This window comes from Streptomyces sp. NBC_01390, from assembly GCF_045040105.1.
GTDB lineage: Bacteria > Actinomycetota > Actinomycetes > Streptomycetales > Streptomycetaceae > Streptomyces.
Genome location: NZ_CP109551.1, coordinates 8,090,161 through 8,104,075, shown reverse-complemented (window position 1 = coordinate 8,104,075; position 13,915 = coordinate 8,090,161). Strand labels below are relative to the sequence as shown.

At 67.8% G+C, this 13,915-nt stretch carries 10 protein-coding genes; 4 read left to right on the top strand and 6 right to left on the bottom strand.

Annotated elements, in window-relative coordinates:
• Nucleotides 1-2: 2 nt before the first annotated feature.
• Both OG241_RS36550 and OG241_RS36545 read right to left on the bottom strand, forming a co-directional pair.
• On the bottom strand, nt 3-1,973 hold the full coding sequence (locus tag OG241_RS36550; protein ID WP_405821563.1) for a calcium-binding protein: 1,971 nt from the start codon (nt 1,971-1,973) through the stop codon (nt 3-5).
• Between the two features lie 387 nt (nt 1,974-2,360).
• Nucleotides 2,361-4,208, bottom strand: a complete 1,848-nt coding sequence (locus OG241_RS36545) for a phosphoenolpyruvate carboxykinase (GTP) (RefSeq protein WP_405821561.1) — start codon at nt 4,206-4,208, stop codon at nt 2,361-2,363.
• A 328-nt stretch (nt 4,209-4,536) separates the two neighbouring features.
• Between OG241_RS36545 and OG241_RS36540 the strand changes: the two genes are divergently transcribed.
• The 3 genes from OG241_RS36540 to OG241_RS36530 all read left to right on the top strand — a co-directional run bounded on the left by OG241_RS36540 (nt 4,537) and on the right by OG241_RS36530 (nt 7,711).
• Nucleotides 4,537-5,256: a hemolysin III family protein gene (locus OG241_RS36540; protein ID WP_405821559.1), complete on the top strand. Its 720-nt coding sequence runs from the start codon at nt 4,537-4,539 to the stop codon at nt 5,254-5,256.
• Between the two features lie 114 nt (nt 5,257-5,370).
• Entirely contained in the window at nt 5,371-7,077 is a 1,707-nt protein-coding gene (locus OG241_RS36535; protein ID WP_405821557.1) for an MFS transporter, read from the top strand.
• Nucleotides 7,078-7,081: 4 nt separating this feature from the next.
• A complete protein-coding gene (locus tag OG241_RS36530) occupies nt 7,082-7,711 on the top strand; it encodes a TetR/AcrR family transcriptional regulator (RefSeq protein ID WP_405821556.1) in 630 nt (209 codons plus the stop codon).
• Between the two features lie 327 nt (nt 7,712-8,038).
• On the opposite strand, the gene OG241_RS36525 is transcribed toward OG241_RS36530, so the two are convergent.
• The 3 genes from OG241_RS36525 to OG241_RS36515 form a co-directional block, all read right to left on the bottom strand.
• On the bottom strand, nt 8,039-9,034 hold the full coding sequence (locus OG241_RS36525; RefSeq protein WP_405821554.1) for a CehA/McbA family metallohydrolase: 996 nt from the start codon (nt 9,032-9,034) through the stop codon (nt 8,039-8,041).
• A 419-nt stretch (nt 9,035-9,453) separates the two neighbouring features.
• Nucleotides 9,454-10,677 (bottom strand): hypothetical protein, encoded by a 1,224-nt coding sequence (locus OG241_RS36520; RefSeq protein WP_405821552.1) that lies wholly within the window; start codon nt 10,675-10,677, stop codon nt 9,454-9,456.
• A gap of 59 nt (nt 10,678-10,736) precedes the next feature.
• The gene (locus OG241_RS36515) at nt 10,737-11,732 is read right to left on the bottom strand and encodes a hypothetical protein (RefSeq protein WP_405821550.1); all 996 of its coding nucleotides are present in this window, start codon (nt 11,730-11,732) and stop codon (nt 10,737-10,739) included.
• 829 nt (nt 11,733-12,561) lie between these two features.
• Here OG241_RS36515 and OG241_RS36510 point away from each other — a divergent pair.
• Nucleotides 12,562-13,353 (top strand): IS5 family transposase, encoded by a 792-nt coding sequence (locus tag OG241_RS36510; protein WP_405812650.1) that lies wholly within the window; start codon nt 12,562-12,564, stop codon nt 13,351-13,353.
• Here the strand turns inward: OG241_RS36510 and OG241_RS36505 are convergent.
• Nucleotides 13,310-13,861: a hypothetical protein gene (locus OG241_RS36505; RefSeq protein WP_405812652.1), complete on the bottom strand. Its 552-nt coding sequence runs from the start codon at nt 13,859-13,861 to the stop codon at nt 13,310-13,312. The two genes, OG241_RS36510 and OG241_RS36505, sit on opposite strands and share 44 nt — an antisense overlap.
• Nucleotides 13,862-13,915 lie beyond the last annotated feature (54 nt).

Below are 13,915 nucleotides of genomic sequence, written 5' to 3'. Positions count from 1 at the left end.
GATCAGGGGCAGCTGATGCGGGTGTCGCCCGGGTCGGTGGTGCAGGTGTCGAAGCCGGCGCCGCCGTTGGCGGTGTCGTTGCCGCTCACGCCGTCGGCGGTGATGAGCCGGTCGTTGCCGATGTACCCGGTCAGGGTGTCGTTGCCCGGGCCACCGTTCAGGGTGTCGTCGCCCGAGCCGCCGTCGATGTTGTCGTCGCCGTAGTTGCCGTGGGCGGTGTCGTTGCCGTTCGCGGCCCGGATGGTGTCGTTGCCGCCGAGACCGCAGATCACGTCGTTGCCGCTCGTCCCGGTGAGGGTCTCGGTGGCGCTGGTGCCGATGATCGTGCAGCCACGGGCGTTGTTCACGGTGGTGGTCGCCGTGGCCGTGTTGTTGCCCGGGGCGGGGTCGCTCTGGGTCGCGGCGGCCGTGACGGTGTTCCTGAGGGTGCCGGTGGCGCGGGGTTCCACGACGACCGTCACCGTGGCGCCGGAGTTGCCGGCGAGGGTTCCGACGTTGCAGGTGGCGCCGGTGGCGCTGGTCGTGCAGCTGCCCTGGGTGGTGGTGGCGGAGACGACCGAGGCGGCGGGGCCACTGAGCGTGTCGGTGAGGGTGACGCCGGTCGCCGTCGCGGCGGCCGTGGTGTTGGTCACCGTCATCGTGTAGGTGGCACGGTCACCGATGGTCACCGTGCCGGGGCCGCTCTTCGTGACCGACAGGTCCGGGGCCGGCGGGGGCGGAGGCGTGCTGCCGCCGCCCTGGAAGCGGGCCAGCGCGAAGTCGGTGTTCGGTCCGCCCGCGCCGGCGGCGACGATCCTGCCCACGGAGTCGAGCTTCACGCCGTACGCCGTGTCGGCACCGCCGAAGTCCGCGGTCGCCCGACCGCCGGTGCCGAAGCCGCTGTCGAGGCTGCCGCCGGTGGTGTACCGCAGGACCGTGAAGTTGCCGTCGCTGCCGCCCGCGGCGACGATCCGCCCGTCCGGCTGGAGCGCCACGTCGGCGGCGCCGGCGGCGGGCGTGATGACCTGGCCGTCACCGTCGAAGCTCGTGTCCAGGCTGCCGTTGGAGTTGTAGCGGGCGAGCGCGGCCCGGTCGTCGCTGGAGCCGGCCGCGACGATCTTGCCGTCCGGCTGGACGGCCAGGGACTCCACGGCCTCGTAGCCGCCGAAGTCGGTGCGGACGATGCCGTCGCCGTCGAAGCTCGTGTCCACGCTGCCGTTGGAGTTGAAGCGCATCAGCGCGAAGTCGAAACGGGTCGAACCGACCTGGCCCCCGACGACGATCTTCCCGTCGGGCTGCAGTGCCAGCGCACGGCCGTCGCCGCCCTCCTGCGGGACCGGCCCAGCCGGGTTGGCGGTGACTGTGCCGTCGCCGCCGAACGTGGTGTCCGGGATGCCGTCGCTGGTCAGGCGGAGCACCGCCATCTCGCCGCCCGTGTAGCCGGCGGCGACGATCCTGTTGTTGGAGTCGATCGCCACGTCAGTGGCCTCGGTCGGGCCGGCGATGTCGGCGAAGACCCTGCCGTCGTTGCCGAAGCTGCTGTCGATGCTGCCGTCGGCGTTGTAGCGGGCCACCACGAACCAGCAGCAGTCCTCGTACTCGCGCCAGCTCATGCCCACCACGACGATCTTGCCGTCGGACTGCAGCGCCACCGCGTTGGCCGCGCTCCACTGGAGGCTGGGGCCCATGTTGTTGATGGGGGTCGTCACCGTGCCGGCCGCGTCGCCGCCCTGGCCGCCGAAGCCGGGGTCCAGGGTTCCGTCGGGGTTGTGGCGGGTCAGCGCGAAGCGGCTCTCCAGCACCGAGTAGTCGGCGGAGGCGCCGACCGAGACGATCTTTCCGTCGGGCTGCACCGCCACGTCACGGGCCTGGTCGTCGTCGGCGAAGCCGGTGAGCACCTTGCCGTCGCCGCTGAAGGTGGGATCCAGGTCGCCCGGAGCCGCGATCGCGGTGCCCGGAAGGGTCAGGACGAGCGCGAGGCCGATGGCCGCCACGAGGCCGGTGCGGGCGGCCCGAGGTCTCAGAGATCTCAGAACTCTCAGAGGCGTCGGAGCTTTCAGAGTTCTCGGAGGTCTCGGAGGTCTCAGACGGGAGGTGAGTGCTGTGAGTGAGGGGAGAGATGTGAGCATGTCGGCAGCTTTCCGCCGGACACGCCGCATGCCGCTCGCCCGAGGCCCGTATTGCGCCCTCTGGCCGCCGGAAAACCATCACCACGGGTGACCAATAGCACGCACAGACGAAAAAACGGGTCGTGGAAGGTCGGCGAAAGGCCCGGGAAATGTCGGGGAAAGGTCCAGAAAAGGCAGCCCCGCGGCCGGCCGTGACGACATCGCAGGTCAGGGCAAGTCCGACCGGCCGCGGAGATTCAGGGGGTGTGGGCCTCAGCCCAGACGCTGCACCAGCGCCCGGTACTCGTCCCACAGTTCCTTCGGGGTGTGCTCCCCGAAGGTGTTGAGGTGCTCAGGAACCAGTGCCGCCTCCTCGCGCCACACGTCCTTGTCCACCGTGAGCAGGAAGTCGAGGTCGGACTCGGAGAGTTCGAGACCGTCCGTGTCGAGCGCGCCCTTGGCCGGCAGCACACCGATCGGCGTGGCGACGCCCTCGGCCCTGCCGTCCAGCCGGTCCACGATCCACTTCAGGACACGGCTGTTCTCACCGAAGCCGGGCCACACGAACTTGCCCTCGTCGTTCTTGCGGAACCAGTTGACGTAGTAGATCTTCGGCAGCTTGGACTGGTCCTTGTCCTTCGCCACGTCGATCCAGTGCGCCATGTAGTCGCCCATGTTGTAGCCGCAGAACGGCAGCATGGCGAACGGGTCGCGGCGCAGCTCACCGACCTTGCCCTCGGCGGCGGCCGTCTTCTCGGAGGCCACGTTCGCGCCCAGGAAGACACCGTGGTTCCAGTCGAAGGACTCCGTGACCAGGGGTACGGCGGTGGCGCGCCGCCCGCCGAACAGGATCGCCGAGATCGGCACGCCCTTGGGGTCCTCCCACTCGGGCGCGATGATCGGGCACTGCGCGGCGGGGGTGGTGAAACGGGCGTTGGGATGGGCAGCCGGAACACCGGACTCCGGCGTCCAGTCGTTGCCCTTCCAGTCCGTCAGATGGGCCGGAGTCTCCTCCGTCATGCCCTCCCACCAGATGTCGCCGTCGTCGGTCAACGCCACGTTGGTGAAGACCGAGTTGCCCCACAGGGTCTTCATCGCGTTGGCGTTGGTGTGCTCACCGGTGCCGGGCGCGACGCCGAAGAAACCGGCCTCGGGGTTGATGGCGTAGAGCCGGCCGTCCTCCCCGAAGCGCATCCACGCGATGTCGTCGCCGATCGTCTCGACGGTCCAGCCACTGACCGTCGGCTCCAGCATCGCGAGGTTCGTCTTGCCGCAGGCCGACGGGAAGGCCGCGGCGACGTACTTGGACTCGCCGCGCGGCGGGGTCAGCTTCAGGATGAGCATGTGCTCGGCGAGCCAGCCCTCGTCCCGCGCCATCACCGAGGCGATACGCAGGGCGTAGCACTTCTTGCCGAGCAGCGCGTTGCCGCCGTACCCGGAGCCGTACGACCAGATCTCGCGGCTCTCCGGGAAGTGCGAGATGTACTTCGTGGAGTTGCACGGCCACGGCACGTCGGCCTCGCCCTCGGCCAGCGGCGCCCCGAGCGTGTGCACAGCACGCACGAAGAAACCGTCACTGCCGAGTTCGTCGAGGACCGGCTGCCCCATGCGCGTCATCGTGCGCATGGACGCGGCGACGTACGCGGAGTCGGTGATCTCCACGCCTATCGCCGAGAGGTCCGAGCCGAGCGGGCCCATGCAGAACGGGACGACGTACATCGTCCGGCCCTTCATCGAGCCGCGGAAGACGCCCTTGTCCCCCGCGAAGATGTCCCGCATCTCGGCGGGGTCCTTCCAGTGGTTGGTCGGGCCCGCGTCCTCCTCCTTCTCGGAGCAGATGAAGGTGCGGTCCTCGACCCGGGCGACATCGGTCGGGTCGGAGGCCGCGTAGTAGGAGTTGGGGCGTTTGATCGCGTCCAGTTTCCTGAAGGTGCCCTTTTGGACGAGCTCTTCGCACAGTCGCTCGTACTCGGTCTCGGATCCGTCACACCAGACCACGTTGTCCGGTTGCGTCAGTTCTGCGATCTCGTTGACCCACGAGACCAGTTGCTTGTGATTGGTCGGGACGGTGTCGGAGAGGAAGGTGCCAGAGAGAACGGGAGCCGCGATATCGCGCGCCACGATTGCTCCTTGAATGAGGGTTTTTTGTTGACTGCCCCTTGGGGGCCACGACCCGGATGCTTCACGGTGATGATCAATGGCGCTCATCCGGTGCCGACTGCACTCATTTGATCATCCGACCGGAGCGCCCATCTGTCCAGAGGGCCTCACACCTGAGCGACGTGACCATCGCCACTCACCCTTTACCCCCTCTAGAGTTTTCTCCGCGTCACCACGCATTCACCAGCCGTACCCGAGACCCAACACACATGAGAGGCTGGCCACTTCCACCCCCCTCCCGCCGCCGGACTGACGCGTAACTTACGGTTACGTAGGTACGATGGCCGTCATGACTGCGTCCGCCCCCGACGCGCCAATGGACTCGCCGGCCGCCGGCCGGGGCCCCATGGCGCTCTCGCTGCCACATTCCGATGAGATCAAGCCCAAGCTGCGAGGCTGGCTCCACCTCGGCATGTTTCCGGCCGTACTCATCTCCGGCCTGGTACTCACCGCGCTCGCCAGTTCGAGCCGGGCTCGCATCGCCTGCGGCATCTTCACCCTGACCGCCTGCCTGCTGTTCGGCGTGAGCGCGCTCTACCACCGGGGCACCTGGAGCCCGCGCATGGACGGCGTCCTGCGCAGACTCGACCACGCGAACATCTTCCTGATCATCGCGGGCACCTACACCCCGCTGACGATGCTGCTGCTCCCGGCGAGCCAGGGGCAGTGGCTCCTGTGGGGCATCTGGGGCGCGGCCCTGGCCGGCATCGCCTTCCGCGTGTTCTGGGTCGGCGCCCCGCGCTGGCTCTACACCCCCTGCTACATCGCGATGGGCTGGGCGGCCGTCTTCTTCCTGCCGGACTTCATGCGGGCGGGCGGCATCGCCGTCCTGGTGCTGGTCATCGTCGGCGGGCTCCTCTACAGCGCGGGCGGCGTGATCTACGGGCTCAAGCGCCCCAACCCGTCACCGCGCTACTTCGGCTTCCACGAGGTGTTCCACTCCCTCACCCTGGCGGCCTTCATCGCCCACTACATCGGCATCTCGATGGTGGCGTACCAGCACGGATAACCACTGACCTCCACTCTCCGGACGGCCGCGACTCCCGAGTCGCGGCCGTCTTTCGCGTACCCGCACACCCGCACTAGTTGACAGCCTCCATCTTTTGAGAGCTACTCTCATTTCATGGCTACTGTCACTGGAACAGACACGGGCACGGGCACAGACACCCCACCACCCCTCGACCCCCGCCGCTGGTGGGCCCTGGGCGCCCTGGTCGCGAGCATGCTCGTCCTCGGCTTCGACATGACGATCCTCAACGTGGCGCTGCCGACGATGGCGGAGCAGCTCGGCGCGAGCACCGGCGAACAGCAGTGGATGGCGGACGCGTACATCGTCGTGTTCGCCGCGCTGATGCTCCCGGCCGGCCTCCTCGGCGACCGCTTCGGACGGCGCCGGATGCTGATCGCCGGGCTCGGCGTCTTCCTCGCCGGATCGCTCGTCGGCGCGCTGGCCGGGGACGTCAACTGGATCGTCGCGGCCCGCGCCCTGATGGGAGTCGGCGCGGCCCTGGTCATGCCCCTGGCCCTCTCCGTACTGCCCTCGCTCTTCCCGCCCCACGAGCGCACCAAGGCCGTCGGCATCATCTCGGCCGGCTCCGCGCTCGGCATGCCGCTGGGCCCGATCATCGGCGGCTGGCTCCTCAACCACTTCTGGTGGGGCTCGGTCTTCCTGATCAACGTCCCGATGGTCGCCATCGGCATCGCGGCCTGCGTTTTCCTCCTCCCTGAGACCCGCGACCCGGCCTCCCCCAAGGTGGACGTGACCTCCACCGCGCTCACGGCGACGGGCCTGGGCGCGCTCATCTACGCGATCATCGAGGCCCCGACCCGAGGCTGGACCGACGCCCTCGTCCTCACCCTGTTCGCCGCAGCGGCCGTACTCCTCACAGCCCTGGTCCTACGCGAACGCCGAGCCACCCGCCCCATGCTCGACATGACACTGCTCTCCCACCGAGGCTTCCTCCTCAACACGGTCGCGGCGACGCTGGTGATGTTCGTCCTGTCCGGCCTGATGTTCGTCCTCCCGCCGTATCTCCAGGCGGTCCTGGGCACGGACGCCCTGGGCACGGGCGTACGGCTGCTGCCGCTGATGGCCGGCCTGTCGGTGGCCGCTAGGGCGGCCCAGCCGGTGAACGCCCGGTTCGGCTCCCGGGCGACGGTGACCGCCGGCCTGGTGGTCCTGGCCTTCGCGGCGATCCTGGGCAGCCGTACGACGGTCGACTCGACCTACGGCTACACGGCCCTGTGGCTGACCATCGCCGGCCTCGGCTTCGGCTTCGCGGTCGTCCCAGCGATGGACGGCGCCCTGGCCGCCCTACCCTCCGACCGCGCGGGCAGCGGCTCCGGACTCCTGATGACCCTGCGCCAGGTCGGCGGCGCGATCGGCATCGCCCTGCTGGGCAGCCTGTTGGCGAGCACGTTCCGCGACCGCCTCAATACCACCGGCCTGCCCTCCGACCTGGCGGACACGGCCGGCGACTCGGTGGTGGCGGCCCACCTGATCGCCGAGAGGACGGGCTCGACGCAACTCCTGACCTCGGCGAACAGCGCGTACGTCCATGGCATGGGCGTGGTCCTGCTGGTGAGCGGGGTGGCGGCACTGGCGGCGGCACTGCTGGCGGGGGCGTTGCTGCCGAACACCCCGACACACACGGGGGCGGAGCCGAAGCCCGCGACACCCTCGACGTCTCCCGCCCCGACCCCGACGCCTGGCACGACCGCCGAGACGGCTGGCGAGATGGTCGCCGAGACGGCTGTCGAGATGGCTGGCGAGGTGACCTCCGACATGGCTACCGACTTGGCTACCGACCGGCCCGATGGCCGACAATGAGCACATGACGGCCGCACGCACCTCTCCCCTCGCCGACCGCCCCCAGCTGGGCCTCCGCGAGCGGAAGAAGATCAAGACCCGGATGGCGATCCGTGCCGCGACGTACGAACTGATCGAGAACCAGGGGTACGACGCCACGACGATCGAGCAGATCGCCGAGCGCGCCGAGGTGTCGCAGTCCACGGTCTTCCGCTACTTCCCCACGAAGGAGGACATCGTCCTCACGGACGAGTTCGATCCCCTGATCGAGGAGGAGCTGCGCGCCCGCCCGACGGACGAGCCCTGGATGGACTCCCTGCGGTTCGTGATGAAGAAGGCCATCAGCTTCGGCCTGGACCAGGAGCCGGAGGCGACCCGCCTACGCAGCCGCCTGATGATGGAGGTCCCGGCGGTCCGCTCCCGAATGATCGAGAGCATGTCCGTCACCGGCTACCTCCTCTGCCGCATCGTCGCGGACCGCACCGGCCGCGACCCCGCCGACCTGGAGGTTCGCGTCTACGCGATGTCCCTGATCGGCGGCCTGTCGGAGATCACCCTGTACTGGGCGCAGGGTGGTTTCAAGGAGAACCTGAGCGACTTGATGGACCGGGCGCTGAACGTCTTGGAACACGGGCTGCCGCTCCAGAATCCATAAGGCTAGGCAGCTGGCCCCCCCTGTCATCCTGACCGGACGAGGGGTCCAGAACTCCTAATGGACCTCCTCGTCGAAGTCGCCCCCGAGTTTCCCTTGTTCGTCCCACCCGGCCGAGATGGGGGCGCGACGCCCTCGCCAGGGATTACGAGTCCACGGACATCGACGAGACTGCGCTGGCCTCGCAGTCTGCCGTCGAGTGGCGCGTGATGCTCAGCCGTGATGGGGGGTGCTGCGGTAACGGGAGCCGTGGGCCGTTGGCCGTGGCGTACATCTACAGCACGCAGCCGGAGGGCCAACTCCGGGATGTACTGGACCTGAAACGAACGGTCAGCCGAGGATGATCGGATTGGTGAGTGCGGCGACGTGCCCGTTGGGATGGCGGATCTCTACGCGGACGAACGCCGACTGCTCCGCCGTCGTATCCCACTGCACCGAGCCCGCCTCATCACCGGGAAGGGATGCCCGGTGGACCTTCCCTCGATCGGTGTGGAAGCTGACGGTCCCCGCCGGCACACCTCGTACTGCCGCGTGCACCTCCACCTGCGCACCATGAGTCGTGAGCCGCAGCCGCTCTCCCACCCCGGCAACGCGACCATCGGCATGAGCGCTGAACGACACATCCACATCCGCCGACTCCGCGATCCAGCTGCGGCCGGCACGGATCCCGGCCAGGACCGCGTCCGTGCTCAGTTCCTCGGCGAAGACCACGGTGTGAGGGATCCCGATCTGCCCTTCCAAATGGGTGTCGCTGTTGCCCATCGCCGGCCGCCACGAGCCCGTGTGGAGGTCCGCCGCGAGGCTCCGCCCCCACTCGGCCAGGGCCGCCTCGTTGTCAGCGTTCCAGGGCCGGTCCGAGGTCCACGGTCCGTTCCACACCTCCACCACGTCGAAGCCGAGGAAGGGAAACATGAAGTCGCCCGACGGATACGGCGCATGAGGATGCGCGGCAACACACAGGCCCCCTGCTCGATGGACCTGGTCCAGGCACTTGTCCACCAGTCCGTCCCTGACCTGGTGGTTCCAGTCGACGAGCTCGCCGGGATTGAGCCCGAGCGCGAGCCAGTGCCCGGTCTTCGTGGTCACCTCTTCACCGAGAAGGATCAAGAAGTCATCGGCAGCCAGATGCCCCCAGACACCTGGGGCCGCGGCTGAGTTGTGCTCCGTCGTCGCGATGAAGTCGAGCCTGGCCGCGCCTGCCCGAACGGCCAGCTCTTCGGGGGTCAGTTCCCCGTCCGAGTGGACGGAGTGGACGTGACAGTCCCCGCGGTACCAGGCCGCCCCGCGCCCGACCGCCCGTGCCGACGGGAAGCTCAAACTCGACAAGGTTCCCTCCTCAAAGCCCCATCGAGCCAACGCGCGGGCAGCGCAACCCGTTCCATCCCGCTACTGAGCACCGTCTCAGCCGAGACATCAGACCAAGATCTCATTCTGAAATGATCAGTTAGTCGTGGACTAATCGCCCAGGCCCCGTTGACAGTTAGCACCAGTTGCGACTGCGGGCGGACGTCTTGAACATCAGCTTGGGAAGCTGCGAGCATTTGGACTGGTTCGGCCGCTGACCTGGGCGAACGTCGGCCGTGCTCCTTCCGGAGATCTGTTCATTTCACCGTGGTTCCCCGCTGCTCCCCGCTCATTCTGGTGCGGTAGTGGTGCATAGCTGCGGCGTCCAGGTGATCAGCCGGGCTAACGCGACATCCAAAGGGCAGCGCGGAGACCAATGCTGGCCAGCTCTGTTCTATGGCTCAGCCCTCGAAGTTGGTTGCGAGCTCCATATACGCCGCCTCCAACTCCCCTTCGGTATCAAGCACAAGGCAACACACGGGGCACGCGAACGCCTGTGCGTGGGCGGTGGTGGGCTCCCACTCGTCGTGTTCCCCGCAGTAGACGCCAGCGTTGCATTCTTCGACAACGCAGACGTCGTGCTCCAGGTAGCCGTACATATCTCCCCACGCCGGACAGGCCGGGCAGGGCTCCCACCGCCACAGGTAGGTACCGTATCCAGCAGCCTCGTACGGCCGCGGACGCCACACCACGTCACTCGACGGCTCCGACAGAGTGAACTCCAGCTCTGACGAGAGAGCGCCTCGGAAGGCTCCTTCCACATTCCGGGCCACCAGGGTCTTCACCGCTACCGCATCGGTCGGTGACACCTCGCTGTCTCGGTCCATGGACAGGTAGCCGTACGACTTGAGCAGGTCCGCGGCGGCACGCTGAGCCCGCATGCTGGTGGTGTGCAAAGCGGCCGAGACGACGGCGCAGTGCGCGACGCTCAAGGCGTGTCGCGCAGCCTTGTCCCTGCCGAGGGCGTCACCCCACAGGGGAATCCTGGAGATCGCGTCGGCCGTTGTGGCTGCAGTGCTCTTGGCGGCGTCCATAGCGGCACGTGCAGCCTCCTTGGCCTCGGCTTGTGCCAAGTCTTCCGCAGCTTGCTCCATGCCGATCTTCGGGATGGCCGGCATGGCTGCGACCTTGCTGAGATCATGGAAGGCACGGGCGTAACCCCTCCAGAAGTCAGGAGCGGGCGTGTCGAGTTCCTTACGAACGGCCTCAGCTACCTGGAGGGCCGTTGACACTACATGCTCAGCGGTGGCCGGGTTGTGGTGGGCCAGGTGAGCGATGCCGTTGCGGGCTTCCATCACCGGCGTGAACACATCGAGCGTGACGGGCATGCGGCCCTGCATCACGACCTCCGCATCCTTGAATGCCTCGGCCATGCCGATCGTTCGGGCTTGCTCCAGCGGCTTGACTCCTCTCTCTCCCGCGAAGCCAAGTGTGTGGAAGCGCAGCGCCCGGTCCCCATGAGCTGAGATCAACAGCGGGTCGTGGTGGCACAGGACCGCCTTCAGGCAGAACTCGGAGCCCATGCCAGCATGCAGGACTGCGAAGAGACGGTTCCCGCCACGCCAGGAGTCGAGGGCGGATCGCATCATCTGCGCAGCCAGGTCTGTGAATCGCTCGGCGTTCAACTGGTGTTATCCCCCTCCGATTTGGCCCCCATCACCACCTACTAGCCTCGATCTTGAGGCTAGTAGCCGAACCATCCGTTCCGGGACGGCGCGGCCATACCGAGGACTTCGAGTTCGTAGCGGTTGTCGAGTTCGAGGCCGCAGGTGTCGCAGTCGAAGTAGTCGGGGAAGTCTCCTTCCCGACGGGAACGTCTCCCCTTCTTTGGACGCTTAGGCTGGTTTCCAAGGGATGCCGCGACATCGCCGTCTGCTCCGCATACAGGGCATTTCACCGACAGGTAGAGGCACTCGCCGTACTCGCTCCTGTCGGCCTCTGGTTCCACCATGTCGGCCTTCGCGATTTCTTCCGGTGTCTTCCCGTAGTAGAGGACCCGATACAGCTTCTTGGCGCACCTAACCTTCACGGCCACCGCTATCTTGGCTACTTGAAAGCTTTCGCTGCGGAAGTCCTCGGCCACGGGTTCCAGGAGACCGTCTTCCCAGTTCCCCAGCTGCCGCTCATCGACAGCCTCGATGCCCACTCCTTCGGGTGCCTGCTCTGCCGCACTCTGGGCTTCTCGCTGCATCTGTTCGAGGTCCAGCCTTGTGCCTGTCCACGGTCCCCAGAAGGTTGGGATGTTTTCCTGGAGATCTGCCAGGACAGCGTCCGCCACGGTGACAGCGATGGCTAGGGCGTCATGGGTGACGGCGTCGTCGTGAGCGCCGAGGTGCGCCACACCGTTTCGGGCCGTCAGGAGCGGGTCGAGGTCTCGTTCCTTGACCGGCATGGTGATGAGAGCAGCGGCGCGCTTGAAGGCGTCAAGGGCTCCGATGGTCTTGACCTTGGTTTCGGGAGAGGCTGCATAGGTGCTCTGACCGGTGGCGTGGAGGAGACTATTGAAGTCGCGGCCGTCGACGAGAAGGGATGGGTGGCGGGCGGCGAGGAGTGCTTTGAGGAGGTGTTCGGTGCCAATGCCTCCATGGAGTACAGCCATGTCGTTGTCGCTCGTGCACCAGGCGCTCATGGCCCGGTTCATCTGGCGTTGAGCGGAGGCGAGGAGGCTGGTCTTGTCCATGCCTGTAGTCCTGTTCAGGTGGCTTGGCTACTGCCAGGGGGTGGGGCCGGTCCGCAGCCCCAAGCGGCAAGGATGCCACGCCACGATCCACGACGCGGATGCTTCGTGGGCGCAGCCAGCGCGCCGGTGATCGACCGTTAGGTGTTGGCTCGTTCCTTGGGTACTGCCGGGGAGTCACTTGGCCCCGCTGGAGGACCACTTTAAGAGAGAGACGGGGACGTCGGGCCGGGGACGTCGGGCCGGTGACCTGGGGCTTCGATACCTAGTGAGGCGGCCGGTAACGCGACCGAAGTAGACCCCCGTTGACGTGGCGGACCCCTGCATCTGGCACGGCAGTGGCATGGACCTCAGCCGACGACAGTCAGCCACGATGGCGGGGGCGTCGACCGATTAGGCGCGCGTGTGCCTCGCTGCACCCCACCGGCCTCAAGCACGCTATCGGGGCGTGTCGTCGACCAGAGCAAGCGGCCATGGGCGGCCCGTGACGACGGCCGGAGCCCTCAGCTTGGGAAGCTGTCTTCTCTACGGACGGTTGCCGGGCAGCTCTGTGGCGGAACAACTTAGTAGCTGTTGTCGTTCCGATCTTGAGGGGTGTGCGTCGAACGGGAGTCTCGATCGGGTGGTTGGCGCCGGCTGCGGGCATGAAGGCAGGGCCTCTTGGTAGCTCGGGGTTGCGAAGCCAACCGAGATCCAGGAGACCCTGTTGCCGCAGTTGTACGTGCACACGCCGGTGGAGTTCAACTCGGCTGCACCGACGTGTGATTGTGTCGCCCACCGGTTCGGAAACGCAGCCGATCACCCGGAACGTGTTCGGCGGTATCCCTCGGACATGACGGACGCGGAGTGGACCGTGGCCCGGCCGCTGCTGCCCGTGCCGGGCTGGCTGCGCGGCCGGGGCGGACAGCCGGAGGCGTACTGCCACCGGGCAATACTCGACGCGATCCGCTACCTGGTCGACAACGGCATCAAGTGGCGGGCCATGCCCGCCGACTTCCCGCCGTGGGACCGGGTCTACGCGTTCTTCCGCCGCTGGCGCGACCACTGGCTGGTCAAGGAGTTCCACGACCGGCTGCGCGCAAGGATCCGCGAAAGGGACGGGCGCGACACGGAGCCGACGGCTGGCGTGATCGACTCGCAGTCCGTCAAGGCGGACGCCGTCGTCGGTGCGGACAGCCGCGGCTTCGACGGCGGAAAGCTGGTCAACGGGCGCAAGCGGCACGTCGTGGTCGACACGCTCGGCCTGCTGCTGGGCGTGATGGTCACCGCCGCGGACACCGGCGACCGCGCCGCCGCCCAGGTCCTGCTGCGGCAGGTCGCCGACGCCCACCACCGGCTGGAGCTGGTCTGGGCCGACGGCGGCTACACCGGCAGCCTCGTCGAGCGCTGCCTCACCGTGCTCGCCCTGGTCCTCGCGATCGTCAGACGCAGCGACGACATGCGCGGCTTCGTGGTCCTGCCCAAACGGTGGATCGTCGAGCGCCTCTTCGCCCACCTGATGCGCACCCGCCGCCTGGCACGCGACTACGAACGCCGCACCACCAGCGCCGAAGCGATGATCTACTGGTCGATGACCCTGCTCATGACCCGCCGCCTCGCCCGGCCACACCCGCAGCGAGCGTGAACCGTCCCGGCTGCCCCTCGGCCAGCCAGCCCCGCGCGACCAGTCGCTTCGCCTTCGACCGCAGCGCCTCCACCTTGGCCGGCACCACGTCAAGACCGAACAACACGGCCAACTCCTGGCAGGTCAGCGGACCTTGACGGAGCCGGTCCCGGTCCGCGAGCGCGGTGAGGATGCGCTGATAGTCCACCGACAGCACCGACCAGGCCAGCCCCTCACGCCACATCGGAACCTGCGACTTCCTCTTCGCTGCCTCCGGCACCTGCGGCGTCTTTCCGGTCTGCTCCCCGGCGGCTGGCGCGGTCCCCTCGGCCCGGGCGGGGTCCTGCCCGCTCTCGTCCACGGGGGCCAGCACCTCGCCGACCCGCGAGCAGGCGATGGCCCACTCCCTCCATTCCCGCTCGGCCACGGCCAACTCGGCCTGGACACGGTCGGCTTCCTCCCGCAGCTCGTCAACACGACGGCGAGCACCCAGCTCACGCTGTTCCAACAGCCCAACCACCGACGGCATCCACGACCTCCCGGGCAGCGACAACACGACAGGCCACAACTCCCACGGGATCGC

Coding starts and splice junctions, on each gene's coding strand:
- OG241_RS36540 (WP_405821559.1), top strand. CDS start 4,537: ATGACTGCGTCCGCCCCCGACGCGCCAATGGACTCGCCGGCCGCCGGC.
- OG241_RS36535 (WP_405821557.1), top strand. CDS start 5,371: ATGGCTACTGTCACTGGAACAGACACGGGCACGGGCACAGACACCCCA.
- OG241_RS36530 (WP_405821556.1), top strand. CDS start 7,082: ATGACGGCCGCACGCACCTCTCCCCTCGCCGACCGCCCCCAGCTGGGC.
- OG241_RS36515 (WP_405821550.1), bottom strand. CDS start 11,732: ATGGACAAGACCAGCCTCCTCGCCTCCGCTCAACGCCAGATGAACCGG.
- OG241_RS36510 (WP_405812650.1), top strand. CDS start 12,562: ATGACGGACGCGGAGTGGACCGTGGCCCGGCCGCTGCTGCCCGTGCCG.
- OG241_RS36505 (WP_405812652.1), bottom strand. CDS start 13,861: ATGCCGTCGGTGGTTGGGCTGTTGGAACAGCGTGAGCTGGGTGCTCGC.